General features: G+C 44.0%; 21 protein-coding genes and 1 tRNA gene. 12 read left to right on the forward strand and 10 right to left on the reverse strand.

The features are described 5' to 3' along the window. The first annotated feature begins 11 nt into the window (after nucleotides 1-11). From G7Y45_RS09185 to G7Y45_RS09195, 3 genes are all read left to right on the forward strand, one after another. Nucleotides 12-1,025 (forward strand): BT_3987 domain-containing protein, encoded by a 1,014-nt coding sequence (locus tag G7Y45_RS09185; protein WP_165016069.1) that lies wholly within the window; start codon nucleotides 12-14, stop codon nucleotides 1,023-1,025. 246 nt (nucleotides 1,026-1,271) lie between these two features. Continuing rightward, nucleotides 1,272-2,540: an MFS transporter gene (locus G7Y45_RS09190; RefSeq protein WP_005809672.1), complete on the forward strand. Its 1,269-nt coding sequence runs from the start codon at nucleotides 1,272-1,274 to the stop codon at nucleotides 2,538-2,540. 53 nt (nucleotides 2,541-2,593) lie between these two features. Further along, on the forward strand, nucleotides 2,594-3,592 hold the full coding sequence (locus G7Y45_RS09195) for a glycoside hydrolase family 130 protein (RefSeq protein ID WP_005776041.1): 999 nt from the start codon (nucleotides 2,594-2,596) through the stop codon (nucleotides 3,590-3,592). Between the two features lie 103 nt (nucleotides 3,593-3,695). Here the strand turns inward: G7Y45_RS09195 and G7Y45_RS09200 are convergent, their stop codons facing one another. Next, complete coding sequence (locus G7Y45_RS09200) at nucleotides 3,696-4,169, reverse strand: Dps family protein (RefSeq protein ID WP_005818936.1); 474 nt, start codon at nucleotides 4,167-4,169, stop codon at nucleotides 3,696-3,698. A gap of 140 nt (nucleotides 4,170-4,309) precedes the next feature. On the opposite strand from G7Y45_RS09200, the gene G7Y45_RS09205 reads away from it, so the two are divergent. Beyond that, nucleotides 4,310-5,236, forward strand: a complete 927-nt coding sequence (locus tag G7Y45_RS09205; protein ID WP_165016072.1) for a hydrogen peroxide-inducible genes activator — start codon at nucleotides 4,310-4,312, stop codon at nucleotides 5,234-5,236. Between the two features lie 103 nt (nucleotides 5,237-5,339). On the opposite strand, the gene G7Y45_RS09210 is transcribed toward G7Y45_RS09205, so the two are convergent. Continuing rightward, nucleotides 5,340-6,095, reverse strand: a complete 756-nt coding sequence (locus G7Y45_RS09210) for a NigD-like protein (RefSeq protein ID WP_165016075.1) — start codon at nucleotides 6,093-6,095, stop codon at nucleotides 5,340-5,342. 189 nt (nucleotides 6,096-6,284) lie between these two features. On the opposite strand from G7Y45_RS09210, the gene G7Y45_RS09215 reads away from it, so the two are divergent. Together G7Y45_RS09215 and G7Y45_RS09220 are read left to right on the forward strand one after the other, a co-directional pair. After that, on the forward strand, nucleotides 6,285-6,833 hold the full coding sequence (locus G7Y45_RS09215; protein ID WP_005776045.1) for an RNA polymerase sigma factor: 549 nt from the start codon (nucleotides 6,285-6,287) through the stop codon (nucleotides 6,831-6,833). Between the two features lie 53 nt (nucleotides 6,834-6,886). Then, complete coding sequence (locus G7Y45_RS09220; protein WP_165016101.1) at nucleotides 6,887-8,146, forward strand: porin family protein; 1,260 nt, start codon at nucleotides 6,887-6,889, stop codon at nucleotides 8,144-8,146. 192 nt (nucleotides 8,147-8,338) lie between these two features. Here the strand turns inward: G7Y45_RS09220 and pflA are convergent, their stop codons facing one another. Then, a complete protein-coding gene (gene pflA / locus G7Y45_RS09225) occupies nucleotides 8,339-9,064 on the reverse strand; it encodes a pyruvate formate-lyase-activating protein (protein WP_165016078.1) in 726 nt (241 codons plus the stop codon). Nucleotides 9,065-9,068: 4 nt separating this feature from the next. Next, a complete protein-coding gene (gene pflB / locus G7Y45_RS09230; protein WP_165016081.1) occupies nucleotides 9,069-11,297 on the reverse strand; it encodes a formate C-acetyltransferase in 2,229 nt (742 codons plus the stop codon). A gap of 814 nt (nucleotides 11,298-12,111) precedes the next feature. On the opposite strand from pflB, the gene G7Y45_RS09235 reads away from it, so the two are divergent. The 3 genes from G7Y45_RS09235 to G7Y45_RS09245 all read left to right on the forward strand — a co-directional run bounded on the left by G7Y45_RS09235 (nucleotide 12,112) and on the right by G7Y45_RS09245 (nucleotide 14,139). After that, nucleotides 12,112-12,196: transfer RNA gene (locus tag G7Y45_RS09235), tRNA-Ser, on the forward strand. A gap of 130 nt (nucleotides 12,197-12,326) precedes the next feature. Further along, nucleotides 12,327-12,890 (forward strand): Crp/Fnr family transcriptional regulator, encoded by a 564-nt coding sequence (locus G7Y45_RS09240; protein ID WP_165016084.1) that lies wholly within the window; start codon nucleotides 12,327-12,329, stop codon nucleotides 12,888-12,890. 109 nt (nucleotides 12,891-12,999) lie between these two features. Then, a complete protein-coding gene (locus tag G7Y45_RS09245; RefSeq protein ID WP_005776051.1) occupies nucleotides 13,000-14,139 on the forward strand; it encodes an acyltransferase in 1,140 nt (379 codons plus the stop codon). A 189-nt stretch (nucleotides 14,140-14,328) separates the two neighbouring features. On the opposite strand, the gene G7Y45_RS09250 is transcribed toward G7Y45_RS09245, so the two are convergent. Beyond that, the gene (locus G7Y45_RS09250) at nucleotides 14,329-16,902 is read right to left on the reverse strand and encodes a hypothetical protein (protein WP_165016087.1); all 2,574 of its coding nucleotides are present in this window, start codon (nucleotides 16,900-16,902) and stop codon (nucleotides 14,329-14,331) included. A 51-nt stretch (nucleotides 16,903-16,953) separates the two neighbouring features. Next, nucleotides 16,954-17,349, reverse strand: coding sequence for a PH domain-containing protein (locus G7Y45_RS09255; RefSeq protein ID WP_005776054.1), 396 nt, complete (start codon nucleotides 17,347-17,349; stop codon nucleotides 16,954-16,956). A gap of 224 nt (nucleotides 17,350-17,573) precedes the next feature. Between G7Y45_RS09255 and G7Y45_RS09260 the strand changes: the two genes are divergently transcribed. After that, on the forward strand, nucleotides 17,574-19,163 hold the full coding sequence (locus G7Y45_RS09260; protein WP_165016090.1) for a glycoside hydrolase family 31 protein: 1,590 nt from the start codon (nucleotides 17,574-17,576) through the stop codon (nucleotides 19,161-19,163). Nucleotides 19,164-19,242: 79 nt separating this feature from the next. Here the strand turns inward: G7Y45_RS09260 and G7Y45_RS09265 are convergent, their stop codons facing one another. The 4 genes from G7Y45_RS09265 to G7Y45_RS09280 all read right to left on the reverse strand — a co-directional run bounded on the left by G7Y45_RS09265 (nucleotide 19,243) and on the right by G7Y45_RS09280 (nucleotide 24,418). Beyond that, nucleotides 19,243-19,716, reverse strand: coding sequence for a copper resistance protein NlpE N-terminal domain-containing protein (locus tag G7Y45_RS09265; protein WP_005776056.1), 474 nt, complete (start codon nucleotides 19,714-19,716; stop codon nucleotides 19,243-19,245). Between the two features lie 41 nt (nucleotides 19,717-19,757). Beyond that, a complete protein-coding gene (locus G7Y45_RS09270; protein WP_005776058.1) occupies nucleotides 19,758-21,044 on the reverse strand; it encodes a hemolysin family protein in 1,287 nt (428 codons plus the stop codon). A gap of 158 nt (nucleotides 21,045-21,202) precedes the next feature. Then, on the reverse strand, nucleotides 21,203-22,003 hold the full coding sequence (locus G7Y45_RS09275; protein WP_005776059.1) for a M48 family metallopeptidase: 801 nt from the start codon (nucleotides 22,001-22,003) through the stop codon (nucleotides 21,203-21,205). A 42-nt stretch (nucleotides 22,004-22,045) separates the two neighbouring features. Further along, complete coding sequence (locus G7Y45_RS09280; protein WP_165016093.1) at nucleotides 22,046-24,418, reverse strand: TonB-dependent receptor; 2,373 nt, start codon at nucleotides 24,416-24,418, stop codon at nucleotides 22,046-22,048. Between the two features lie 107 nt (nucleotides 24,419-24,525). Here G7Y45_RS09280 and G7Y45_RS09285 point away from each other — a divergent pair, with 107 nt between their 5' ends. Together G7Y45_RS09285 and G7Y45_RS09290 are read left to right on the forward strand one after the other, a co-directional pair. Continuing rightward, the gene (locus tag G7Y45_RS09285; RefSeq protein ID WP_005809635.1) at nucleotides 24,526-24,963 is read left to right on the forward strand and encodes a putative signal transducing protein; all 438 of its coding nucleotides are present in this window, start codon (nucleotides 24,526-24,528) and stop codon (nucleotides 24,961-24,963) included. A 31-nt stretch (nucleotides 24,964-24,994) separates the two neighbouring features. Further along, nucleotides 24,995-25,813, forward strand: a complete 819-nt coding sequence (locus G7Y45_RS09290; RefSeq protein ID WP_165016095.1) for an alpha/beta hydrolase family protein — start codon at nucleotides 24,995-24,997, stop codon at nucleotides 25,811-25,813. The last annotated feature ends 101 nt before the right edge of the window (nucleotides 25,814-25,914 follow it).

Below are 25,914 nucleotides of genomic sequence, written 5' to 3' on the forward strand. Positions count from 1 at the left end.
AAGAATAAGATATGAATAGACATTTGAATTTTGTGACCTTAATCTGTTTGATAACAGGGTTTGTATCATTGGCTTCGTGTAGTAACGATGATGATGAAATGAACAAATATCAAAAAATATATATCAGAACGGGAGTAGCACCGGGGGCTGAAATGAGTGCTGTAGTAGTGGTAGATCGCGTAAGTAATTCATCTACCGCTGACCGTTCTGATTTTGAAATACAACTGTGTGCCGTACAACCCGTTTCACGGGAGGTCACCGCTACTTTAGGTATCGATACCCTGAAAGTAAATGCTTATAATTCGGCTAAAAAGACGAAATGCGAGTTATTGCCCGGAGATAATTATGACATTGAGAAAAAAGAGTCTACTCTGAAAACCGGACAGACTGTGGCCGAGTCTTCTTTCCGTGTGGTTTTGAAGAACATAGAGAAATTGAGTAACCCTGACGGATACGTACTCCCGGTGATGCTTAAAGAAGTTACCGGTATGGACGGACAGGCTGTAAGTATATCTATGAATACGGTCTATATCCGGATTTATGCCAGCATACTCTATACCGGCTATACGAAGCCTGCAGACTGGGCGGCAGTGGACCGCAGTGCATGGGATGTAAGTTGCAGTAATGCATACGCAAACGATGATGCCAGATATGGTGCACATCTGGCTATCGATGGTGAAGCAAATACATCTTGGTTTTCGTGGGGAGTAGCCAATGCTGAAGAGTGCTGGTGGAATACAGTATTGCCCCGGCCTGTTACTTTGGCAGGATTTTCGGTTACTAAACAGAGTGCTTACGGATCGTCATACAATCTGAAAAGTGCGGAGATCAAAGTCAGGAAAGACGGAGCGACAGAATGGGTGACTTATCAGAGGACTTTGACTTTCAGGAGCTTTAAAGGAAACGAGCCGCAGTATGCAGTCATCGAACCACCTATCGGGGATGTTAAAGAGTTCAGGATTGATTGTCTGAGCCCGGATAGCTATACCGGATTTGCGGAAATAAATTTATTTGTGAAGCAATAGAGGTGTTTAGATTGTAGATAAGGGGGAGAAGCATCGGGGCCATGGGGTTTCGGTGCTTCTTTTGTGTACTTCATCCCGACAGAGCAAAAAAAAAGAACCGGTAAGGATTAGTGATTTTGTGAAGTCAGTTGTATTATTATGTAGTGAATGCAACTTCTTGTCGTAATTTTGGGCTATGTTTTTAATATCCCCTATCTTTGCTTACTGGAATTGTTAACCGATGGAATTATTATAAAAAACTAACTGATGAATAAAAAGCCGATAAGCCCTGTATGTTGGGTGCCTACTGTTTACTTTGCGATGGGATTGCCGTTTGTGGCCCTTTCGATGGTTTCTGTCCTTATGTTTTCCGATATGGAAGTGTCGAATGCACAGATTGCTTTCTGGACTTCTCTCATTATGCTTCCCTGGACATTGAAGCCTTTATGGAGTCCGTTTCTGGAGATGTTTAAGACGAAGAAGTACTTTGTTGTCGCTACAGAAATCATTACCGGACTGGCATTTGCGTTGGTGGCACTTTCGCTGCCGTTGCCCGATTTTTTTCGTTATGCCATCGCTCTGATGGGGATCATTGCTCTCAGTGGTGCGACTCATGACATTGCGGGTGACGGAGTATACCTGACGGAGCTGACTGCTACCCAGCAAGCCAAGTATATCGGTTGGCAGGGAGCTTTTTATAATTTGGCCAAGATACTTGCCAACGGAGGCTTGGTTTGGCTGGCAGGTATGCTGAAGGATGAATTTGGAGTGGTACATGCCTGGATGATTGTGATGTTGATGTGTGCGGGTATTATGATTTTGATCGGCCTTTACCACATTCGGATTCTGCCTTCGGGAGGAGGTGCTTCCGGCGAAGTAAATACGGTGAGAGATGCATTGAACGTGCTTTGGGAAGTCATTCGTTCTTTTTTCCAAAAAAAACATATTGCTTTCTACATTGTCTTTATCATTTTGTACCGATTTGCCGAAGGATACGCCCTGAAGATTGTACCGTTGTTCCTGAAAGCACCGGTTGCAGATGGCGGATTGGGTCTTAGTACTCAGGACATCGGATTGGTATACGGTACGTTCGGAGCAGGAGCATTTATCCTCGGTTCGCTCTTGGCGGGTTATTACATTTCGGCTTACGGACTTCGGAAGACCTTGTTTTCTTTGTGTTGCGCTTTTAATATTCCGTTTTTGGTATACTTCCTGTTGGCACTTTACCAACCCTCTAACCTGTTGATTATCGGTACGGCCATTGTATTTGAATATTTGGGGTACGGATTTGGTTTCGTCGGATTAATGCTCTTTATGATGCAGCAAGTAGCCCCCGGCAAACACCAGATGGCACATTATGCTTTTGCCACCGGTATCATGAATTTAGGAGTAATGCTTCCGGGGATGATGAGTGGATATCTGAGCGACTGGCTGGGTTATCGTGATTTCTTTGTCTGGGTGCTGATCGCTACCATACCGGCTTTTGTCGTCACTTGGCTGGTACCTTTTACGTATCCGGACGGAAAGAAGAAATAAAAGAGAATTTCAATATAAACGAGATATATACATAATATTAATTTAATCGAATCATGGAAGAATTTAAAATTGCAGGTGCTGCTTTGCCGGCCATGCCTTGGGAAGAACGTCCGGCAGGATGCAAAGATGTAGTGTGGCGTTGTTCGGCAAATCCGATTATTCCGCGCGACTTGCTCCCTACTTCAAACAGTATATTCAACAGTGCCGTAGTTCCGTTTAAGGATGGCTATGCAGGAGTGTTCCGTTGTGATGATACCAACCGTCGCATGCGTCTGCATGTGGGGTTCAGTAAAGATGCCGTTCGTTGGGACATCAATGAAGAGCCGTTGAAGTTTCAATGTGACGATGCGGAGATCGGGAACTGGGTTTATGGATATGATCCCAGGGTTTGCTTCATTGAGGACCGCTATTATGTGACTTGGTGCAACGGTTATCATGGTCCTACTATTGGTGTTGCTTATACCTATGACTTTGTAACGTTCCATCAGCTGGAAAACGCCTTTATTCCTTTTAACCGGAATGGAGTTTTGTTTCCTCGTAAGATAAACGGCCGTTTTGCCATGTTGAGTCGTCCGAGCGACAATGGACATACTCCTTTCGGAGATATTTTTTATAGTGAATCTCCCGATATGGAATTTTGGGGACGCCATCGTCATGTAATGTCTCCGGCTCCGTTTGAAGACAGTGCCTGGCAGTGCACCAAGATCGGTGCAGGACCTATTCCGATTGAAACATCAGAAGGCTGGTTGCTGATCTATCACGGTGTATTAGCTTCATGCAATGGTTTTGTGTATAGTTTCGGTTCCGCATTGCTTGACCTTGATGAACCCTGGAAAGTGAAATTCCGTTCGGGACCTTACTTGATTTCACCCCAGAAAGAGTACGAATGCATGGGCGATGTGCCTAATGTCTGCTTCCCGTGCGCGGCGCTTCATGATTCGGAGACCGGACGAATTGCCATCTATTACGGATGTGCAGATACGGTGACGGGACTTGCATTCGGATATATTCCGGAAATTATAGAATTTACAAAACGTACAAGTATCATCTGAATCGGATAAAAGAGAAAGGGTGTAGCTATCCTGCCGGGATGGCTACACCCTTTTGTCTGTATGGCTACACCCTTTAGATAAAAGGGCGTAACCCTGTTTGGAGTTATCCGTTGTATGCTGTCAGCATCCAAACCATTTTTTCCTGTTCCTTCAGATAGTCGCTCATCATAGCCACTGTTACCTCATCGTTGTGTGAAGAGGCGAGAGACAGGACTTTACGCTCTTCTGCTATCAGGTGCCCGTAAGTTTCAAGAATATGATTCAACGCGTCATCGGCTTTGCTCACTCCGTCCACTTCCTTGATTTGTGCCATCTTCAGGTAGTCACTGTACTTATTGGCGGGAGTTCCTCCAAGCATCAATATGCGTTCGGCTATTTCGTCCACCTTTTCGGCAGCTCCGTTATAGAGGTCTTCGAATTTACTGTGTAGTACGAAGAAACCGTGTCCTTTGATATTCCAATGAAATCCTCTTAAGTTTGCATAGTGAATTTGAAAATCGGCAAGTAATTGCTGCAATGATACTACGATGTTGTTAGCTCCCTTTTCATCCAAATGTGTATAATTTAAAGTTTTCATAATGCTATTGTTTTTTTGAGTTAATACTATATATCTTCTTTTTATCTGGAACAAAGATACGGCACAAAATGATTCGTGTCAAACTGAAAATTTCTATCTTTGCATTGATAGATTCTATATCTTTAATAAATCAGAGAACGATGACTATACAACAATTGGAATATATTCTGGCCGTCGATCAGTTCCGGCACTTTGCAAAAGCTGCCGAGTATTGCCGGGTGACGCAACCTACTTTGAGTGCGATGATCCAGAAACTGGAAGACGAATTGGGAGTGAAGCTGTTCGACCGCAGTATGACTCCGGTTTGTCCCACTGCCATCGGTAAGAAGGTGCTGGAACAGGCACGCAAAATCCTTTCGGAAACTACCTGCGTCAAGGAGATTATCAATGAGGAACAGCATTCTTTGTCCGGTACGTTCCGGCTGGCCGTATTGCCTACGATTGCACCTTATCTTTTGCCTCGTTTTTTTCCGCAACTGATGGAGAAATACCCCGATCTTGATATACGGGTTATGGAAATGAAAACACCGGATATCCGCAAGGCTTTGCTGACGGGTGAAGCAGATGCCGCTATCATTGCCAGCCTGCTGGATGATGCTGCATTAACAGAGGAGACTTTGTTTTATGAGCAGTTCTTCGGTTACGTTTCGAAAAAGGAACCATTGTTCAAACACGATGTGATTCGTACGTCCGACGTGACCGGAGAGCGGCTTTGGCTTCTTGACGAAGGACATTGCTTTCGCGATCAGTTGGTCCGTTTCTGCCAGATGGAAGCGGTAAAGGTCAGCCAAATGGCTTATCGCTTGGGCAGTATGGAGACTTTTATGCATATGGTGGAGAGCGGTAAGGGCATTACATTTATTCCGGAGCTGGCAGTGATGCAACTGAGCGAAGAACAGAAGGAACTGGTCCGTCCGTTTGCCATCCCAAGGCCCACTCGCCAGATTGTCCTGGTTACACGAAAAGACTTTATCCGTACCAGCCTGCTGCAAGTATTGAAAGAAGAGATCCAGGCAGCAGTCCCCAAAGAGATGCTTACTTTACAGGCTGTTCAGTGCCTGGTATAAAAAAAACAGCGGCGATATTTTCACAAACATCGCCGCTTTATTTCTTTTATATATCAGAATTATTCTTAGTTTTGTCAAATTTGTGCAGGTGTCTTCTGTTGTTTTATTGAGAATGAAATGATTTTATTTTTAAGTTCTTATCTTCATTGATATCTATTGTGATATACTGTATGTTGTCATAAATCGTGTTTACACGGAGCTTTATTCCTTTTGCTGTCGGCAACAGATCGGCTATATTGGCCAGTTTGAAGGAGACGAGGCTTGAACCCAGTTTACTGGGAGAGTCGTCAAAGGCGTTATGCCTGAATTCCAGACAGATATATCCGTCGTCTTCAACAGGACCTGTAATTTCGTTTTGTACCAGATTCAGCATGTGCTTTTTATTCTCGTCCATACTGCCCAGATACTGGTATTCGATGGTGAGATAATCCTTTGTAAGTGCATGCGCCGTGACGTTGATGCGGTCGTCTCCAATGCTGTCCGCCGTTGCTTCCGTCAGCGGGATGATATCCTTTGTCAGTATATCTTCTATCGTGAATATCTTACCGTTTTCATATCCGGGCTTTTCTTCTTCTTCCATCTTCACGTAACCCACAAAAACCCTCTGTCCTTCTGCGACGGTGTATTTCCAGTTGCGAATATCGGCCGTATCTGCGGGGAATACGTTATTTCCGTTGTCCAGGGCAATAAAAAAATCCCTCGGGGTGTCCGCATTGGGAATTTTCATTGTACCGATGGCCAGTATCCCACCCGGAGGACAAGTGACCCAATAATCATTGTCTTCATTGTCCAGACAAGACTGCAGGATGGGCAGTAGTGCCAGAATGAGGGTAAAAGTTACTAATTTAAATTTTCTCATAAGTTCCTGTTGGTTTTAGTATCCTATTTATTCATTGAGATTTATTCTTCGCTGTATTGAAGAAATGCGGGGAGCCGTGAAATATTGCATCGTAAAATGTTAAAGAAACAAAAGTGATAAAAGAGTTGTTCTCTCAGTGCAGTATTTCTATCTTTGCTGCATTTATAAGGTAAACACGTGTTTAGGAGAATGAATGAATTAGAGCTGTCGGAACGTTGCAGGCAGGGAGATAATCGTGCCCGCAAAGAACTTTATGAGCAGTACGCAGGGCGCATGCTTGGTGTCTGTCTTCGTTATGCCGGAGACAGAGACATGGCACAGGACCTGGTACACGACGGTTTCCTGAAAATTTTCGACTCCTTCGACAAGTTTACCTGGCGGGGTGAAGGCTCTCTTAGAGCATGGATGGAGCGTGTAATGGTGAATACGGCTTTACAGTTCTTAAGAAAGAACGATGTGATGAACCAAACCATGGCACTGGATGAAGTTCCCGAAACTTATGACGAACCCGATGCTTCGGCTGTCGAAGCGATTCCTCAGAAAGTGCTGATGCAATTTATTAACGAACTCCCCGCCGGATATCGTACCGTATTCAACTTATACACCTTTGAAGATAAGTCGCACAAGGAAATCGCACAGATGTTGGGGATTAATGAAAAATCTTCGGCTTCACAACTTTTTCGGGCAAAGAGTGTATTAGCCAAGAAAGTAAAGGAATGGTTGATGATCAACGGTTGACGTATGTCTTCGGACACCAAGTGAACCCGGGATTTCTAAAATAGAATAGAATGATGAAAGAAAACGAAAAATGGATAAAGGCATTCAAAGAGAAGCTCGAGGATTATTCCGAGCCGATACCTGCTTCCGGTTGGGAACGACTGGAAAAGGAACTGATGCCCGTAACCGAAAGACGAATATATCCGTACCGCCGATGGGCCGTTGCCGCGGCTGCCGTAGTGTTGGTGGTGACGACTGCTGTAAGTTTGTATTTCCTGAATAGTCCGGTCGCAGATGAAATTCGCTATGCGACGGCTCCTTCATTGGCTGTCAATCCGGATATATTGCCGGAACCGGCTTTACCGGATGTACAGGTTGCCGTGTCCGAGCCAATGAAGCCGGCGGGAGGGACAGACGTGAGTTCCGCTTCTGGGTATTTGGCGAAAGGGAATGATCCAAAGATCACTCCGGAAGCCTTTCCGGGGGCAGAGAAACATCCGGAGGCTGTGGTGGCGGAGAAGCCTGCCGAATCACACTCTGAAGCAGCTGCTGTAACGGAGAAAAAAGAGAGTACTGCGTCACAAATAGAAAAAAGGAAAGAGGCCCGGAGGCCATCCGGTAAAGACAAATACCAGTTGCCCATTGAGAGTTCTTCTGCAAAGCGGAATGGAAAATGGTCGATGGGAGTAGGGGTAGGCAATGGGGGAGGACCTCCGACGAATGGTTCGGAAAGTTTTGCACCCCGTCCGATGAGCAACAGGGTAGACCTGATGACAATTATGAATGGGGCCGTGAATATTCCCGCAGATCAGGAAGTTGTGTTTGAAGGGGGAGTTCCTTATCTGAAGTCCAGTACGACTACTGTGATGGATTATGAACATCATCAGCCGGTAAGTTTCGGATTGTCCGTACGTAAATCCCTTCCGAAAGGTTTCTCCGTAGAAACCGGATTGACTTATACGTTATTGTCTTCCGATGTCAAGCGACAGGGAGATAACAAGATGCAGACTCAGAAACTGCATTATATCGGTATCCCGGTACGTGGAAACTGGAATTTCCTGGAAAAGAAATACTTTACGCTTTATGTATCTGCCGGTGGAATGGTTGAGAAATGCGTATATGGAAAACTGGCGGGCGATAAAGTGAATGTGAAACCTCTGCAATTTTCTGTAGCAGGTGCAGTAGGAGCTCAGTTCAATGCAACGGAGCATGTGGGATTTTATGTGGAACCGGGAGTTTCGTATTTCTTTGACGATGGTTCGAAAATACAGACTATCCGAAAAGAAACACCTTGTAACTTTAATTTGCAGGCAGGATTGCGATTCACTTATTAAAGTAAGGCAGATGTAAGCCGGAGTGGCGGTGGAGTTTGAACAGAGTGGCGGTGGCATTTAATCGGAATGCCGGTGGCACTTCATTAGAATGGCGGTGGCTCTCTGGAATGATAAAAAAGTAAAGGGGATGGGGCTGTGTCCTCTGTGTTGAAAAGACTTTCGATACACTCTCATCCCCTTCTTAATGATAAGCTAATTTACTTGTACTGTCCGGAAGTATTGCCTGAATAATTTTTCGGCCTTTTCTATTTGCTCCGGAGTGTTTTCTTTCACTCCTTTCAAGAGATATTCTTTGTCCATCGCTTCGTATTTATGAACTCCTAAAGTATGATAAGGCAATATCTCTACACGCTGAATCATCCGGTACGTTCCAAGATGTTCTCCCAACTGCCGGATATCGTCTTCGAAGTCGCTGTAGCCGGGCACTAATACATAGCGCAGCCAGAATGGCTTTTGATTGGCTTCGAGCCAGGCGGCGGTTTTCAGTGTTTGTTCGTTACTTCTTCCGGTCAGAGACTGGTGGTGTTCCGGATTGAACTCTTTGATATCCAATAAAACCAAATCAGTCAACCCCAAGAGTTCTTCAACATCATTGTGCCACAGTCCGCCGTTGGTGTCGAGGCAGATGTGAATTCCAGCTTCCTTCAGTCTTTTAAAAAGTGGGATAAGAGCTTTCGCCTGAAAAGTGGGTTCTCCACCGGAGAAAGTTATTCCTCCTTTCTTACCGAAAAAAGCTTTTTGGCTGACAGCCATGCGGACAATTTCATCCGGATGGGTTGGCGTACCTCCTTTGGCTTCGATTGTGTCCGGATTGGCACAATACAGGCACCGGAAGTTACACCCCTGAAGGAAAACGACGAGCCGGAGACCCGGCCCGTCGAATGTTCCCATTGACTCGTATGAGTGTACGTTTATCATTCAATTACATTCTTTCGTGGAAACTTCGGCTGATAACTTCCAGCTGGTGTTCGCGGCTCAGCTTCACGAAGTTGACGGCATATCCTGAAACGCGGATAGTCAGTTGTGGATACTTTTCGGGATGTTCCATTGCATCCTGTAGCATTTCACGGTTCAGTACGTTCACGTTCAGGTGGTGTGCGCCTTTGGTGAAGTATCCGTCCATCATGGTCACCAGGTTGTCGATACGATCCTCTTGAGTTGCGCCTAATGATTTCGGAACGATAGAGAATGTGTTACTGATGCCATCCTGTGAATCACGGTAGCGCAACTTAGCTACTGAACTGAGCGAAGCAATCGCACCATTCTTGTCACGTCCGTGCATGGGGTTGGCACCCGGTGCAAAGGCGATGCCTTTGGCACGCCCGTCGGGAGTGGCACCTGTTTTCTTGCCATACATCACGTTCGAAGTGATGGTCAGCAACGAGAGGGTAGGACGGGCATTCTTGTATACCGGGAGTTTCTTCAGTTCTTCGCTGAAGAAGTATACCAGGTCTACACCCAAGTGGTCTACACGGTCATCATCGTTACCGAAGCAGGGGAAAGCGCCTTCGATATCGAATCCTTCAGTCAGGCCGATGTCATTGCGGCGCGCTTTCACATGCGCATATTTGATGGCAGACAGTGAATCGATAGCGATTGAAAGTCCGGCTACACCATAAGCAAGGTTAATGCGCGGATCAGTATCTACGAAAGCCATCTGAGCCTTTTCGTAATAATACTTATCGTGCATATAGTGGATGATGTTCATAGCCTCGTTATATACACGGGCGATCTGTACCAATACCTTTTTATAGTTGGCCATTACTTCTTCGAACTTCAGCGTTTCGTCTGTCAATACAGGGATGTCTTTTACCATGACAGTGCCTGTGTTTTCGCAACGTCCTCCGTTGATTGCCAGCAACAATGCTTTTGCAAGGTTGGCACGGGCACCGAAGAACTGAATTTGCTTTCCGATTTCCTGGTAAGAAACACAACAAGCGATACCGTAATCGTCCGATTGGCGGACCTCACGCATCAAGTCATCGTTTTCGTACTGTACGGATGAAGTATCGATGGATACTTGTGCACAGAATGCCTTGAAACCTTCCGGCAGTTCAGGACTCCATAGTACAGTCATGTTAGGTTCCGGTGACGGACCTAAGTTGTAGAGTGTCTGTAAGAAACGGAAAGATGTTTTAGTGACCTTTGTACGCCCGTCGTTGAAACGTCCTCCGATGGATTCGGTTACCCATGTCGGGTCACCTGCAAAAATATCGTTGTACGACTGCATACGCAAGTGACGTACCATACGGAGTTTGATAACGAACTGGTCGATCAACTCCTGAGCGAATGTTTCCGTAATAGTTCCCTGGCTCAGTTCATATTCCAGATAGATATCGAGGAATGAAGACACGTTACCCAATGACATGGCAGCACCGTCCTGCTCTTTTACAGCAGCCAGATAAGCCATGTACACCCATTGTACGGCTTCTTGTGCGGTATATGCCGGGCGGCTGAGATCCAGACCGTAGTATTCACCCAACACCTTGATTTCTTTCAGTGCCTTGATCTGTTCGGCCACCTCTTCGCGGAGGCGAATGCGGGCTTCTGTCATCGGACCTGTAAGATTATGGAGGTCCTCTTTCTTGGCTTCGATCAGACGGTCGAGACCATAAAGGGCAAGGCGGCGATAGTCACCGATGATACGTCCGCGTGCATAATTATCAGGAAGCCCGGTCAGGAATCCCAAAGAACGGAATGAACGGATTTCATCAGTGTATACATCGAATACTCCGTCGTTGTGTGTCTTGCGGTAATGAGTGAAGATATCCTTTACTCTATCATCCACCTCTACTCCGTTTTCACGGCAAGCCTTCATTACTACATTGATTCCGCCGAACGGTTTGATGGCACGTTTCAGTACCTGATCGGTTTGTAATCCGACGATCAGTTCGTTCTCTTTATCGATATAGCCGGCAGGGTGGGAGGTTATAGTAGATACTGTAGTGTAATCAAGTGCGCGAATTCCATTGTTGTTTCTCTCTTCTTCGAGAGCTTTGAGACAGTTGTTCCAGACAGCCTTAGTGCGTTCAGTAGGTCCTTGCAGGAAAGAAGCATCCCCTTCGTAAGGAGTAATGTTGTTACTGACGAAATCTCTGACGTTGATTTCTTTGCTCCAAAGTCCATCTTTAAAGGTCTTATTCAATTCCATAAAATTAATCAGTTAGTGGTTAGTTATCCTTTAGAGCGTGCAAATTTACGATCTTTTTTCGGTTTAGGGATATAAAAGGTTCCTATTTTATGTTGAATAGCATAAAAATACCTACTTATAGGGAGGTTGTGTTCCTCTCTGTTGAAGTACTCTTTCCCACGGCTCTTTCATTTACCCCGCCTTCTTCTCATACAAAAAACACGTTTCGATCTTCCATCTTCCACTTTTTAGAATGCATGTCGTTGATTGTAAGATGTATAGATTGGTGGAAGATGCGGTTTTTATGCCATTTATCTTCCACCCCCATCTTCCATCTTCCACCCGCTGTTTTAGGGTATATTTCAGTAGTAACTATTTGGAAAACAAATTGATATATCCAATTACTTATCCGTTAATCTCTCTAAAAGCATTTCATTTCCCTTATTCTCTTTAGTGCAAATGGTCGGATCTTTATCTCAGTCCGGGCATGCGGGCTCATCGGCCCGGGTATGCGGGCTCATCAGCCCGGGCATGTGGGCTCATCAGCCTGGGTATGCGGGCTGGGATAAAGAGTTGTATGACAATGGTTAATCTACTACACTTCTCCGGTAATAGCCGGCCGGATTCTTTCTTAAAAAAGAAACAACGAAGCGCTGTTTCCGCATCGCTGTGTGCGAATGGAAGGTTTTGCGGGGGGGGACAAGGGAGGAAGGCGGTTGTTAAATGAAAGAGCCGTGACTCTTTCCAAATATTTTTGCGGAAAAATTTGCAGATTAAAAAATGATTCGTACCTTTGCAGCGCTTTAAGAGAAAAGCACTATTGAAAAGTAGTTTTGGAGAGGTGGCAGAGTGGTCGATTGCGGCGGTCTTGAAAACCGTTGTACTGCGAGGTACCCGGGGTTCGAATCCCTGTCTCTCCGCAAGAAACATTGATAATCAATGTTCTACAGGATAAACACCCAACTTTACTTTCAAACTGTAAAGTTGGGTGTTTCTATTTTAAGGCTTAGTCTGAATGACTTTTATAGATATTCAATTATCCGAAGCTTTATGACGAATGTTATAGATAAGATAAATTCTGTGTGTCTGCTTTCTGACGATACAATACAAGCGTTGAAAGAGAGTGTGACCTTATGCCATTTTCCCAAAAAACATTTGTTGATAAAGGAAAATACATTTTGCAAGTTCGCTTATTTTATAGAAAAAGGGATGACCCGTTCTTTCTGGCTTGTGAACGGGGAAGAAATAACTACTTCTTTTTCTTGTGAAGGGGGAATTGTCTTTAGCATGGATGAATTATATTATAATAAGTTGAGTGAAGAATTTGTAGAAACACTTGAAGACGTTGTTGCATACAAAATATCACTGGCTGACTTGAACAGGTTTTTTCAAACCAATATCGAACTGGCTAACTGGGGACGGATTATCCATCAAAATGAATATAGACGTTTGCAGCGTTCACATAAGGAACGGCTTGCATTGCCGGGCAAAGAACGTTACGAAGAGTTTAAGCAGCAGTTTCCTCAAGTGTGCCAACGGGCTAATTTGGGATATATCGCATCATATCTGGGGATCAAGCTTTCTACACTTAGTCGTCTTAGGGCCCAAAAATGATTTTTATACGATAAGATTTTGCCATAGAACAAATTTTATGTTTTTCAAGTTGCGTAACTTTGCCGCATTATTATGTAACCGTTAACAAAAAACAAATTTGTAAATTATCATGCAAAAAGGAACTACTACTGCATTTTTAGACACAAAACCTCATTATGAACTTCTTGACGGATTGAGAGGGGTCGCTGCTCTCATGGTAATATGGTACCATATATTCGAAGGTTTTGCAACAAGTCCCATGGACCAGCGATTTAATCACGGATATCTGGCTGTCGATTTCTTCTTTATCTTATCGGGGTTTGTTATCGGCTATGCTTATGATGACCGTTGGAAAACGATGAAAACAAAAGATTTTTTCAAACGCAGATTAATTCGTTTGCATCCGATGGTGGTTCTGGGAGCTGTTTTGGGTAGCATTACGTTTTGCATACAGGGTTGTGAGAAGTGGGATGGTTCACAGGTTTCCATTTCGATGGTAATGTTGGCTATGCTTATGGGGATATTTTTGATTCCTGTTGCGCCGGGGGCAGGTCCCGAAGTCCGTGGAAACGGTGAGATGTACCCTTTGAATGGTCCCAGTTGGTCTTTGTTTTTTGAGTATATCGGAAACATACTATATGCATTGTTTATTCGCAAGTTGTCTACGAAGGCTCTCACGGTGCTGGTTGTATTGGCCGGAATCGGACTGGCTTCATTTGCCATATTCAATTTTTCCGGTTATGGCCACTTGGGTGTGGGATGGTCAATGGCAGATTATAATCTGATCGGAGGTTTCCTGCGTTTATTGTTTTCATTCTCTATCGGATTGTTGATGACGCGTGTTTTTAAACCGCTTCAGGTTAGAGGTGCCTTTTGGATATGCAGTCTGGCAATTATTGTTTTGCTTTCCATGCCTTATATCGGTGGTAGTGAATTTCCGTGGATGAATGGTATTTATGATTCTGTATGTGCCATCATTATTTTTCCGTTACTTGTCTATCTGGGTGCTTCGGGAAAAACAACAGATAAAAAGTCATCTAAAATCTGTGAATTCTTAGGAAACATATCTTACCCGTTGTATATAGTACACTACCCTTTCATGTATCTGTTTTATGCGTGGGTATGGAGTAAAGAACTCAGCTTTTCACAGGCGTGGCCGATGGCATTGGTTGTATTTTTCGGAAACATCTTACTGGCTTATCTCTGCCTGAAGTTCTATGATGAACCAGTCAGAAGATGGTTGACTAAGAAGTTTCTGGCAAAGAAATAAAAATAACATCACTGTATCATAAATGAAGGGGTTGCAAAAATCGTTTTTTGCAACCCCTTCATTTATGCCCGGCATATAAACTTAAAGTCTGACCCCCTGCTCCCCATTATCCTGCGTACAGAGATGGGCCAAAGAATAAATTTAATCTTTCCATCTTATACAAGACAGATTTCAGTGTATATAAGAAAATCAATTCTCGTATATTCCGATTAGCCCATCCGCCGTGATGGTTTCTGCATTTATTTTTAGTTTCCGGCATCTGCTATTATTGTAGAAGCGGATGTGGGCTTTGCCGTCCTTGTCCGTACTAACTGAGGGATTCCAGTAAAGAGTACGGCGATAATCGGGAACGGGAGGAAGTGCGGAGTAATTCGGCTGATAGAACTCTTTGACCGGACTATATCCGTCAAGCCATGTTTTTCTGACACCTTTGCCTGCCTCTGTCGGTATTTTGCCTTCCGGATAGGTTTCAATCAATACGGCGCAACCATATAAGTCGGATACATCGAAGGGTGAAAGCCGTGGGTCTGCATACCGGCAAATAGTGGAAAGGTTTTCAGTAATATAAATCGATTTGATGGCTTCAAGCCTTATATATTTGTATTTATTATAGTCCATCTCAGTATGTCGGGTACATTCATAATTGATAACGAAGAGCGGCATTTTACTTTTGTAATATAAATAATTCCTTTGTGGGACAGGGCTGAAATTCTTATTCATATTCAGCATCAGTTCGTGTATGTCGTCACCGATGAATTTTCCGCTGTCCTTTATGTCGTCCAGTTCAGAATGGACGTCATAATAAGCTATTGATTTTGAACGACTGTCGTAAATCTCTTTTTCTTTACTTCTTTTTTTAGCTTTGATGGTCACCTCTTTCAATCGATAGTTCTTTTCGTGGTTGCCTGCTTTAGACAGTGAATCTGTATAGGCGGCAAAGAAGGTTTCGATGTCGTCTTCTGTCAAGACATTTGTTTCTTTATCCGGAATAGTATCTTCTTCTTTTTTCGTATTGGCGATGTTCACCTGCATGTCGGCATAATGATATTTTGCGGGGGGAGGGCTGAACAATCTGTCTAATAGAATACGATAATCTTTCTTTTTTCTGTTGACTGTCACTGCCAATATCAAGTCCCATTTCCCATAGATATCCGATATCAGTGAAAAACGTCCTAAACTATCGGTAGTAATAGCCTCGATGAAGCTGCTGTTTTCTTCATTTTCTCCCCGTTTTTTCAAAAAGCACGATACTTCTACGTTGGGTTTTGGAAGTTGCCGGACGAAAGAAACAACCTGGCCCCGTGTTTCGATACCTCTTTCGGGACCATATTTGAGGTTGAGAGGTTCAATTCCGGTCATTTGCTTCCAAGAGTAGCGGCGCCAACCCTGTATCCTCAATAACAGATCGATTGCCATGCGGTGTGTGTCGTCTTCCGCTTCAAAATAATAGCCGGGATTGCGGACATACCCTTTTATCTCGGACATTAATAGGAGGTCGGTCAGCATATTGCGTCCTGATTCCACTTCATTCATGCCATCTCTTACGGATAAAGCAAATGTGTTTTGTACCGGTTGCATTTCAGCTCCGGTTAAGGTAAATTCCAGATTTACTAATTCATAGGGATTGTATGTTTCTTTGTCTGTCCGTGCTTTTATAGATAATCGTTTTTGAGGGTGAATGAATATCAAACGGTCGGACAGGACTTCTCCGCCACCATTGAATAACGCGATACGGGAGACTCCGGGTGTCAATCTGCTCTTATCTATTTTGAAGCGAATGATTTCATTTCCTTCAACGTCGATCAGACAAAACTTGTAAAGCTTTCCTCCGCTGATAACTGCTAATCCCAATAGAGTTGCGGGAGTATTGGGATTCTTTTGCAAAGCAATTTCCACACTGTCTGTGTATGACAGATTATCAACATGTAGCGCATACCCTGCTGGCAGGGCTTCCGGCATATTAAACTGGTGTTTTTTACCATTAAACTCGACGACTGCTTTTTGTTTATCACCTGTAGGTGTGTAATTGAAAACTCCCCGTCCGTCATGGATTGCGGTGAAATGGGCTGTTTCCTGTTTTTCGTCGTTGATAACAGTACCACTCAATGTTATGGGGTTGCCATAGGCATCTGTCGCTTCGAAAGCGATTTGTGACTCTATTCCCTGAATCAGGTTTCCACTTTCGGGGAAGAACTTTAAATTTACTTTTTTGCCTTTTGTCGGTTTGGGGCGCTCCATCGGGTAATTTCCTGTTGAATATTTCCGCATCTCTTTTTCAGCGAAGTTTCCTTCTGTTTGGGGCTTGTCGAAGACCGGCAGAAGTCTTGAAAAAATAATATCTTCCCCAAAGTTAAGCATGTATTTCGTATAGGCACGAACCTCGTAAAAGCCCGAATAAAAGGGTATTTGGTTTAAAGTGAAATCTCCGTGACATTGGCCGTTCTCTATTTTTAATATCCGTTTGTCGATTATTTCACCTCCGGGATTCAATAATTCGACATATAAAGTTTTACTCAGGTTTGTGGCCGGGTATAGATCGGAGGTGACCAGAAAACATTTAAACCAGATATCATCACCTTGATAATAGCTGGTATTATCGAATTGCAGGTAAACTTTCTCCTGTGGAATATGTTTTGAGAAATTTTCTATCAGACAGGCGTATTGGCTCAACTTTTGGACAAGGCTGTCTTTGTTTTGTGCAGATACATGAAGACAAAACAGGCATAGGAATAAGTATCCCGTCCATTTTTTTGTTGTTTTCATCTTATTATAGCTTGGTTAAACGGTTATTCTTATTTTCTGCTATATCTTGTTTCAGGTAAAGTTCCTTACTGTCATGCCGGGATTTACCTCTTGCAGGGCTTTTATCAGTTCCTGAGGTGACTCCGGGTCTACCATGACAAATCCAGTGGCATGTTTGATTTTTATTTTCTGTATACCCAAGGCATGGGGAGTATATGTAATACTGGTGATATGATTGAAAGAGCGTTTTTGATGGAAGCCGTTCACAATTTGCAGCATTCCGTTTTCTTTGACGATGTATCTACTGGTTGCTTGCGAAAAGTAGATTGTCGCACCCGGACCTAAGCATGCAGCGCCTATCCATATTGCCTGAATTGTTATGAAACTGATGACAATGCAAGCTACTATGCCTATAGCGAATAGCCAAAGCCCTATCTTGGGATTTCTTGCTTTAAATGTTTGTTCCATCTTTTTTAAGATTATGTTTGTAACTGTCTGATAAAGATAGGAAAAAATAGAATAAAAGAATGAAATAACTTTCTTTTTTTGAGTATTGGCTATGAAAAGATTGATTTGGGTCCTATCCGTGCAGAGATAGACCGGAAAAATAATTCTTTGCCGGTAAACCATTAATTCTGCCTTTTTATCTATTTTTGCCACTTGAGAATTTTTTTAATATTAATCTAACTATCATGAGACGAAAAGCGACTTTACTATTGCTCGTAACATTCGGACTACTGCTTGGCGCAGTGGCACAGGAAAAAATGAAAACAGTGATCGAACCCTTGAAAAATGAAAGATGGTGGGGAGGATTCGTAGCTTTAGGTAACCAGATGCCGTTTGGTGATCATTTGCGGATGCAGGATATGTCACGCAATAATATGAATAATCAGGTAGTTCCGTTCATGCTTTCTTCCGAAGGCCGATATATATGGGCCGAGAAATCTTTCTGTTTTGAGGTGAAAGACGGACAATTGATTATCTATTCGGATTCGGAAAAGATAGAACCGGTAAAAGCGGGGAATACACTGAAAGAAGCTTTACTGGCAGCTTCGGCGAAACACTTTCCACCTTCGGGACAGATACCGGAACCTGCTTTCTTTTCTCTTCCACAGTATAATACATGGATTGAACTGATGTATGATCAGAATCAGGAGGACATTATGAATTATGCCCATAAAGCCGTAGAAAACGGATTTCCCCAAGGCGTATTCATGGTAGATGATAACTGGCAGAGATATTATGGTAACTTTGACTTCAAATCCGAAAGATTTCCTGACCCGAAAGGAATGACCGACGAACTGCACAAGATGGGATTCAAAGTAATGCTGTGGGTTGCTCCTTATGTATCGCCGGACAGTCCTGAATTCCGTGAACTGGAAGCAAAGGGATATTTATTGAAAGATAAGAATGGACGTACAGCCATCATCCATTGGTGGAATGGTTACAGTGCCTGTTATGACACCACGAATCCGGAGGCTATGAATCATCTGAAGGAACAGTTAAAAGCCAATCAGGAGAAATATGGTATCGACGGATTTAAATTTGATGGTGGAGACGTTGCTTATATGACAGGAGAATATGCTTTTCATGATAAAGAGGCCGATGTGAATACTTTTATGGAGAAATGGGCCGAGATAGGTTTGAGCTTTCCCTACAATGAATTGCGTGCTGCCTGGAAGTTGGGTGGTCAGGCATTGGTACAGAGGCTGGGCGATAAGGATTATTCCTGGCGTGCGACTCAGTTGCTAATTCCCGATATGACTGCTGCGGGATTATTGGGACATTATTATACTTGTCCGGACATGGTAGGCGGAGGCCAGTTTGGTGCTTTTCTGAATGTGAAGAAGTTTGATGAAGAGTTGATTGTACGCTCCTGTCAGGTACACGCCCTGATGCCGATGATGCAATTCTCCGTGGCTCCCTGGCGCATCCTGAGTAAAGAAAATGTAGCGATTTGTGCTAAGTATGCCCATTTGCATCAACAAATGGGAGATTATATTCTGGGATTGGCAAAGCATGCTTCCGAAACGGGTGAACCTATTGTTCGGCACATGGAATACCAGTATCCCCATCAAGGATTTATCGATTGTAAAGACCAGTTTATGTTGGGTGACAAATACTTGGTTGCTCCGATGCTGACTTCCGGGACAAGCCGTACGGTGATGCTGCCCAAAGGTAAATGGAGAGATGATCGGGGGAAGGTATTTAAAGGTCCGAAAACAATAACAATAGATGTCCCGCTGGAGCGCTTGCCGTATTTTGAGAAGCTGACTAAATAGTAATTTCTATAATTAAAGAGAAAAGCCACGCTAACATTACATAGCGTGGCTTTTGTTTTGGGTTTAAACTACTTCTGTGTTATTTTACACGAATGATGTTGTAATTCAGGTCGCTGGCAGATACTTCCAGGCTGTCGTCAGCCAGGGTAAGGGTAGTATCATTAGCGATTACGAAATAAACAGGTTCGCTTCCGTCACTCGGGTTCAGTTTAAGAGCCGTTTTCTTTTTATTCTTTACGGTTTTCTCCACTGTCACCGGTTTTCCTTTAGAAGTGAAGGTTTTGTCTTTACCTTTGCCTTCGGCATCCAGATAAGTGACGTCCAGTGTATACGTTGTATCGGCCGCATTCGCCAGTGTGTTCAAGGTTAACACGTAGCGGATACCCGGACCGTCAGCAGCGGGAAGTACACCTTCGTAAACCTGAGTTTCTTCCATAGTGGGTTCCATAACCACTGCCAAACTGTCTGCGGCTGCTTCTTCAGCTTTTGTTCCTTTTGATTGGCAGGATACCAATGCAGCAACAACGGCTGCCAACATAATTACTTTTTTCATTGTTAAGTGCTTTAAATTAATATAAAAAGTGAGTGCTATTCCTACTCTTCTTCTTTCTTTATGACAAGCAGCTTATCGACCCTCCCGCGGTCCATGTCCACTACTTCGAACTGCAGGTTTTTATAAATGAATATATCTCCGGCTTTTGGAATGCGTCCTATCAGGAACATCGCCAGTCCGCCCAATGTGGTAAAGTCTTCCGACTCGATGTCATCATAGGAGAGAATTCCCATCTCTTCCATAAAGTCCCCGATGTTCATCGAAGCTTCTACCAACAAAGAGCCGTCCTGTCTGCGAACGATTTCCTCTTCTTCAGTATCGTCCTCTTCCAGAATGTCTCCAAAGATACTTTCGGTCAGGTCGTGCAGGGTAATAATGCCCTCCGTGCTGCCATACTCGTTAACAACAACTCCGAACTTATTTTTGTTCTTCTTAAATAGCTCTAAAACTTTTTTTGCGTACAAACTTTCCGGTATAAATAGTGCCGGACGGGTGATTTCTTTCAGATCAAACTCCTGTTCGGTGCCTACCATTAAGATAATATCTTTTACAGAAACGACGCCTGCTATCTCTTCTGTATTATCATCGATCAGCAGGTATTTGCTGAAGTGTTTATCTTCGATGGTCTGAAGGACTTTTTCTTTACTGTCTGTCGTATGCAGAACGATCAGGTCGCGACGATGGGTCATCAGTTCGTTGGCACGTTTATCCGAAAACCGGAATACATCGCGCAACATTTCGGTTTCTTCTTTGTCGATGACTCCCTGTTCCGAACTTTGATGCAGAATCATTTTCAATTCTTCTTGGGTCATCAGCCGCTCTTCACTTTTCAGCCCAATCAGCTTATTAAGCAGGCGGGTAGAGATGCTGAGTAACCATACGAAAGGATAAGAAATTTTAGTCAGCAGAATCATGACGGGGCTTAACAGGGTTGCATAGCGTTCCGGATTACTAAGAGCAATGGATTTGGGAACCAGCTCTCCGATGATCAGCGACAAATAAGTAATGATGACTACTGTGGTAATCATAGCGAGGTCTTTTGCATAAGGTTCGGCTCCCGGAATCATAGCGAAAAGGGGAACTACATCGTCGGCAATGGCCACTCCACCATAAGCACCCGATATGATACCGATCAGCGTAATACCAATCTGGATGGTAGAAAGAAATTTTTCGGGTTCTTCCAATTGTTTCAGTACTCCCCGTGCTGATTTATTTCCTTTGCTTACCAGGGTTTCAAGGCGTGCTTTACTTGAAGATACTAAGGCGATCTCGTACATGGCAAAAATACCATTCAGTACGAGTAAAAGAATAATGATTAAGAATTCCATATAGATGTGAATAGTTTCATGACCGCAAATTACACTAAAGTACGGACTCATGCAAAATCTATCGAAATTATTAATGAATTTTTTCAAAAAAAGTTGAGGCCGACCCTCCGGATGTGGGGGCCGGCCTTATGCAGGATCAGAAAATGTTGTATCCGGGTTTATTTATTCTTGGTGTATTCGTCAGCTTTTTCTTTAGCGCGGGCTACGCGTTTGGCTGTATCCGGATGTGAAGAGAACATTTTCTGGAATTTGGATTCTTTCGGGGCTTCGGCCGATAATTCCAATAATTTGTTCAATGCATTGTACATTGCGTATGGATCGATATTATGTTTGATGCTAAATTCAAAACCATAGTCGTCCGCCTCTGTCTCCTGTTTCTGAGAGTATTGCGCACCGGCCAATGCTTCCGCCATGGCACCCAGTTCAGAATCTGACAGTTTAGCTACAGTCGAGCTGGCAGCTCCTGCGGCATTTTTTACGGCCGAACGGAGATAAGCATTCTTCATTGCATCTTTTGAGTCTGTATGAATCACGTGTCCGATTTCGTGTCCTACTACAGCCATTACTTCATCGTCTGTCATAATGTCCATCAGACCGGCACAAATGCGTACACTGCCGTCACCACATGCAAAAGCGTTCACATCCACAACCTCGTATACGCCGAAATTTACTTTCAGTCCGTCCACTTCTTTGATGTGTCCGGTCAGTTTCTCCAGTCGTTTGCCATACTCACTGTCAGCAGCTGTCAGCGGATTGTGGGTATCCATCCATTGCATATATTCTTTGCTCATAGCTGCAATGTCGGCATCCGACAGCGTGATTGCTTTAGCTGCGTCACTTCCTGCCTGTACCACTTTGCCTACATTGATTTTTTTACCGCCGATTTTAAATTGTGCCGAGGCAGTCGTGAAGCACATTCCACATAACAGTGCTGCGATAAAAACAATTCTCTTTTTCATTTTAGTAAGTTTTTGTAATTAATAATATAGTTGTCTATGTGTTTAATATTCAAATGTGATTCCTAATGTAGGCATTAAAGTTCCGCTTTTTTGAGAGATGTATTTCATCTTATAGCGTTGTTCGGCTATCGGAGCCGACGGATTTTCGATGACTCCCGTACTCATCAATATGTCCGGCTGGCGGAACTTGCTGTTTGTCACATTTTGCAGGTCAATGTAAAAACCGAGCATACAGCGTTTCAAATAGAATGTTTTGTCAACGCGGACATCCAGTTGCCCAAAGGCCGGCAAGCGTCCCGTATTATATTGGCCGTAATCATAATAGGGCCGTCCTTGGGCATTCCATGCCGTCACCAGAGAGGATTTGTCAATATCGTAAGGTGTGTAGGGGGCTCCGCCGATGCAACTGACCTTCATTCCCAGACTCCAGTTGTGAGGAAAGTTATAGGTTCCACTCATATTGAATATGTATCGGTTGTCCCAGGCGGAAGCTATGTACTCGGATTCTTTGTTGTTGCGGTATTCACTTTTGAATAACGTGAACGAAGTGGACAGATTCAGCTTTTTGGCTATCAGCCATTTCATCAGTATTTCTGCTCCATATGCCCTTCCTTGTGAGGTAGAACTTAATGCTTCATTCCCGATCACTCCGTAATCGTTTCCTTTACAGGCCAGAGGTATCCCGTCGACAATAGAGAATGGTATTTTATCATATTTTTTATAGAAACCTTCAATAGATAACTCGAAGGTATTGCGCGGACGCCAACTCAGCCCTATGCTTTCCTGACTGACTCTCATGTAACGGAGGTATTTGTTGACCAGTTTGCCATTGTTATCCTTGAATCCCAATCCGGTATAAGGAGGCAACTGATAATAGAGTCCGGCATTCCCGCTCAAGTAGACTCCATCCGTCAGCCGGTAGGAGAGTGACAGGCGGGGAGACAACTGATCGGACATTCCCTTCATGCCGGAAGAGAAGTTGTTGGCATCAGTCCGTACTCCGAGTGAGGTGGTAAACCGTTCGTCGGGTGTAGCATAACTAATGGTTCCGAATAATCCCCAGCGCCAAAATCCCAAATAGGTATGATAATCGAAGGTCTTGCCTCCATCGATATAAACCCGCTGGAAAGTGGTATTGGTATATTGCGAATAGTCCAGGTTAGCTCCCAAATTTACTTTCCAGTTTCCGAACGTCGAGGCATTTTCTATCCGGAACTTGGTCTCCTGTTCCACCGAGCGTAATTTCAATGACAGGTTTTTTGCACTACTTTCGTCGTTGTTCAGATATTTGGTGTTGCGGTTATTCAGATAACTGTGGCTTATAACAACAGATTGTACATGGGCTCCGGCATAATGACGGTATACCGCTCCCAGTGTGAAGGTTTCCTGCTGAATTTTAGGTAAATAGCTGAGGATATATTCGGCTTTTTCTCCGTCGAGTTTCGTGTTCAGTTTCATGTTGTTGATGCCGCCAAGCCCCAGTACAGTCAGTTCGTTAGTCGTATTGAAACGGGTTTTCAATTTGAATTGCGCATCTGTAAATGTAGGCAGAAATGGTAGGCCCAGCATATCGAACAGGAATTGGAGGTAAGACTGCCGTACTGAAACCAGATAGGAAGTCTTTTTGCCAAGATGTCCGTTAGATGCTAAAGATACCTCCGAGGCACCCAGTGTCGCCTTGAGTGAATTGCGTTCCATGTCGCCGTCACGCAATTTGAAGTCAAGCACCGAGCTGAGTGAATTGCCTTTGTCGGCAGGAAAGGCTCCGGTATAGAAATTCACTTCACGGACCAAGTCGGCATTGATGATTCCTACGGGACCACCCGATGCCCCTTGTGTACTGAAATGATTAATGTTAGGTATTTCCACTCCGTCCAGATAGAATCGGTTTTCGGATGGAGAACCACCCCGGACAATCAGGTCGTTCCTGTATCCTGCCGGAGAGAAAGCAACCCCCGGATATGACTGTACGATGCGTGAAATATCCCGGTTGGCCCCCGGACTTTTCTCAATTTCCTGCAGGCCGATGATGCGTAGTCCGACAGGACTTTCCAGATCACGCCGGAAGGGGGAGGCGGTCACTGTGACTCCTTCCAGTTCGGTCAGGTTCTCTTCCGTTTCGATTTGGATGGTAAGATCTTTAGTGGAGACAATATATTCGGGGGTAAGTACCGTTTTATATCCTACCGCAGATGCCTGAAGGCGATAAATACCGGGGGGGACTTCCTGGATGTTGAAGTGCCCTTCAGCATCTGTCACCGCTCCACGTCCCAGCCCCAAGATCAGTACATTGATAAATTCCAGTGGTTGACGGCTGGCTTTGTCAATTACAGTCCCCTTGATTTTGTGCGTTGGTTGCGCACCGGCTGCCGTGAGCAAGCCCAAAAGAAACAGGAAGAAAACAGTTTTTTTCATTGGCCTGGTTTCGATATACTTTGTGAATTCTGTGCAAAGTTATATAAAAAAGGTTTTGGCTCTCGTTTTTATCTGCTATTTTTGTGGGGAAGTTTTAAATATAAATTATGAAAACCATAAAGCTGATTACTTGTAATGATGCCGTTCAAGCTCATATCATTCAGGGAGCACTTGCTAACGAAGGCATCGACTCTCTGTTACATAATGAAAATATGTCGACATTGTTGCGAGGTTATGTCCGTGACATCTCCGGAGTAGATGTTTTGGTGGCCGATTGTGATTACGAAGCGGCCGTGCGATTGTTACAGCAGAATCAGATGATTCCTGAAGAACAGAAGTTTTGTCCTTTCTGCGGTTCGGATCAAATCAGGTTTGTTCTTAAAAAGGAGCACCGGATGAAAGCCATCAGCGCTGCCATCGCTTCTATGCTGGCAGGTGTTCCGCCGGGAGATAATCATTGGGAATATATTTGCAGCCACTGTGGAAAAGCTTTTGAGAAACCGGTTGCGGAATTCAATCCTGTTGTTCCCGAAGTGGGGGATTAAAATGGTAAACTCTAAAAAACATAGATTAAAAATGAAAAGAAGAAACTTTATTTTGGCTTGTCTGCTCTTACTCGCTTTACCTCTTAGTGCTGCAAAAGTGGATACGCTGATGGTGAAGAGCCCCTCTATGAATAAGGAGGTTCAAGTAGTGGTAGTGACTCCTGATGTTGCTTCTGGAAAACAGGCAGTGGAGTGTCCCGTGCTCTATTTGTTGCACGGTTATGGCGGCCATGCCAAGACTTGGATTCAGATAAAACCGAACTTACCGGAAATCGCGGATGAAAAAGGTATTATTTTTGTATGTCCCGACGGGAAAGACAGTTGGTACTGGGATAGCCCCAAGAATCCGGCGTACCGGTATGAAACATTTGTTTCTTCGGAGTTAGTGAGTTATATTGACCGGAATTATAAAACGATTGCCAACCGTAAGGGGCGTGCCATCACCGGACTCAGTATGGGAGGACATGGGGCTATGTGGCTCGGCATCCGTCATAAAGATGTGTTTGGAGCGGCAGGAAGCACCAGTGGAGGTGTCGATATCCGCCCTTTTCCGCAGAATTGGAGTATGAACAAACAGTTGGGTGAAATGGCTTCCAATAAAAAGGTGTGGGATGAACATACGGTAGTCAATCAACTTGATAAAATTCAGAATGGCGATCTCGCTTTGATTATTGATTGTGGTGAAGATGATTTTTTTCTGAATGTAAACAAAGACTTTCATAACCGGTTGTTGGGGCGCAAGATCAATCATGATTTTATTACCCGTCCCGGTGAACATAACGGGAAATACTGGAATAATTCCATTGATTATCAAATCCTCTTCTTCAGTAAGTTCTTTGCCAAGAAGTAGGGAACAGGTGACAAAGAGTCTTCTGGGATTATAAGTGTCACTTTTCTCCCTCTGTATATGAAGCCTGGGTAGGTTTGGATGGGGCATTACTTCACTACTTC

The organism is Bacteroides sp. ZJ-18, assembly GCF_011038705.2.
In the GTDB taxonomy this organism is placed as follows: Bacteria; Bacteroidota; Bacteroidia; order Bacteroidales; family Bacteroidaceae; genus Bacteroides; species Bacteroides hominis.

What these genes read in the sequence shown, in the direction of transcription:
- G7Y45_RS09185 (WP_165016069.1), top strand. Translation starts at nt 12, where the DNA reads ATGAATAGACATTTGAATTTTGTGACCTTAATCTGTTTGATAACAGGG.
- G7Y45_RS09190 (WP_005809672.1), top strand. Translation starts at nt 1,272, where the DNA reads ATGAATAAAAAGCCGATAAGCCCTGTATGTTGGGTGCCTACTGTTTAC.
- G7Y45_RS09195 (WP_005776041.1), top strand. Translation starts at nt 2,594, where the DNA reads ATGGAAGAATTTAAAATTGCAGGTGCTGCTTTGCCGGCCATGCCTTGG.
- G7Y45_RS09200 (WP_005818936.1), bottom strand. Translation starts at nt 4,169, where the DNA reads ATGAAAACTTTAAATTATACACATTTGGATGAAAAGGGAGCTAACAAC.
- G7Y45_RS09205 (WP_165016072.1), top strand. Translation starts at nt 4,310, where the DNA reads ATGACTATACAACAATTGGAATATATTCTGGCCGTCGATCAGTTCCGG.
- G7Y45_RS09210 (WP_165016075.1), bottom strand. Translation starts at nt 6,095, where the DNA reads ATGAGAAAATTTAAATTAGTAACTTTTACCCTCATTCTGGCACTACTG.
- G7Y45_RS09215 (WP_005776045.1), top strand. Translation starts at nt 6,285, where the DNA reads ATGAATGAATTAGAGCTGTCGGAACGTTGCAGGCAGGGAGATAATCGT.
- G7Y45_RS09220 (WP_165016101.1), top strand. Translation starts at nt 6,887, where the DNA reads ATGAAAGAAAACGAAAAATGGATAAAGGCATTCAAAGAGAAGCTCGAG.
- pflA (WP_165016078.1), bottom strand. Translation starts at nt 9,064, where the DNA reads ATGATAAACGTACACTCATACGAGTCAATGGGAACATTCGACGGGCCG.
- pflB (WP_165016081.1), bottom strand. Translation starts at nt 11,297, where the DNA reads ATGGAATTGAATAAGACCTTTAAAGATGGACTTTGGAGCAAAGAAATC.
- G7Y45_RS09240 (WP_165016084.1), top strand. Translation starts at nt 12,327, where the DNA reads ATGACGAATGTTATAGATAAGATAAATTCTGTGTGTCTGCTTTCTGAC.
- G7Y45_RS09245 (WP_005776051.1), top strand. Translation starts at nt 13,000, where the DNA reads ATGCAAAAAGGAACTACTACTGCATTTTTAGACACAAAACCTCATTAT.
- G7Y45_RS09250 (WP_165016087.1), bottom strand. Translation starts at nt 16,902, where the DNA reads ATGAAAACAACAAAAAAATGGACGGGATACTTATTCCTATGCCTGTTT.
- G7Y45_RS09255 (WP_005776054.1), bottom strand. Translation starts at nt 17,349, where the DNA reads ATGGAACAAACATTTAAAGCAAGAAATCCCAAGATAGGGCTTTGGCTA.
- G7Y45_RS09260 (WP_165016090.1), top strand. Translation starts at nt 17,574, where the DNA reads ATGAGACGAAAAGCGACTTTACTATTGCTCGTAACATTCGGACTACTG.
- G7Y45_RS09265 (WP_005776056.1), bottom strand. Translation starts at nt 19,716, where the DNA reads ATGAAAAAAGTAATTATGTTGGCAGCCGTTGTTGCTGCATTGGTATCC.
- G7Y45_RS09270 (WP_005776058.1), bottom strand. Translation starts at nt 21,044, where the DNA reads ATGGAATTCTTAATCATTATTCTTTTACTCGTACTGAATGGTATTTTT.
- G7Y45_RS09275 (WP_005776059.1), bottom strand. Translation starts at nt 22,003, where the DNA reads ATGAAAAAGAGAATTGTTTTTATCGCAGCACTGTTATGTGGAATGTGC.
- G7Y45_RS09280 (WP_165016093.1), bottom strand. Translation starts at nt 24,418, where the DNA reads ATGAAAAAAACTGTTTTCTTCCTGTTTCTTTTGGGCTTGCTCACGGCA.
- G7Y45_RS09285 (WP_005809635.1), top strand. Translation starts at nt 24,526, where the DNA reads ATGAAAACCATAAAGCTGATTACTTGTAATGATGCCGTTCAAGCTCAT.
- G7Y45_RS09290 (WP_165016095.1), top strand. Translation starts at nt 24,995, where the DNA reads ATGAAAAGAAGAAACTTTATTTTGGCTTGTCTGCTCTTACTCGCTTTA.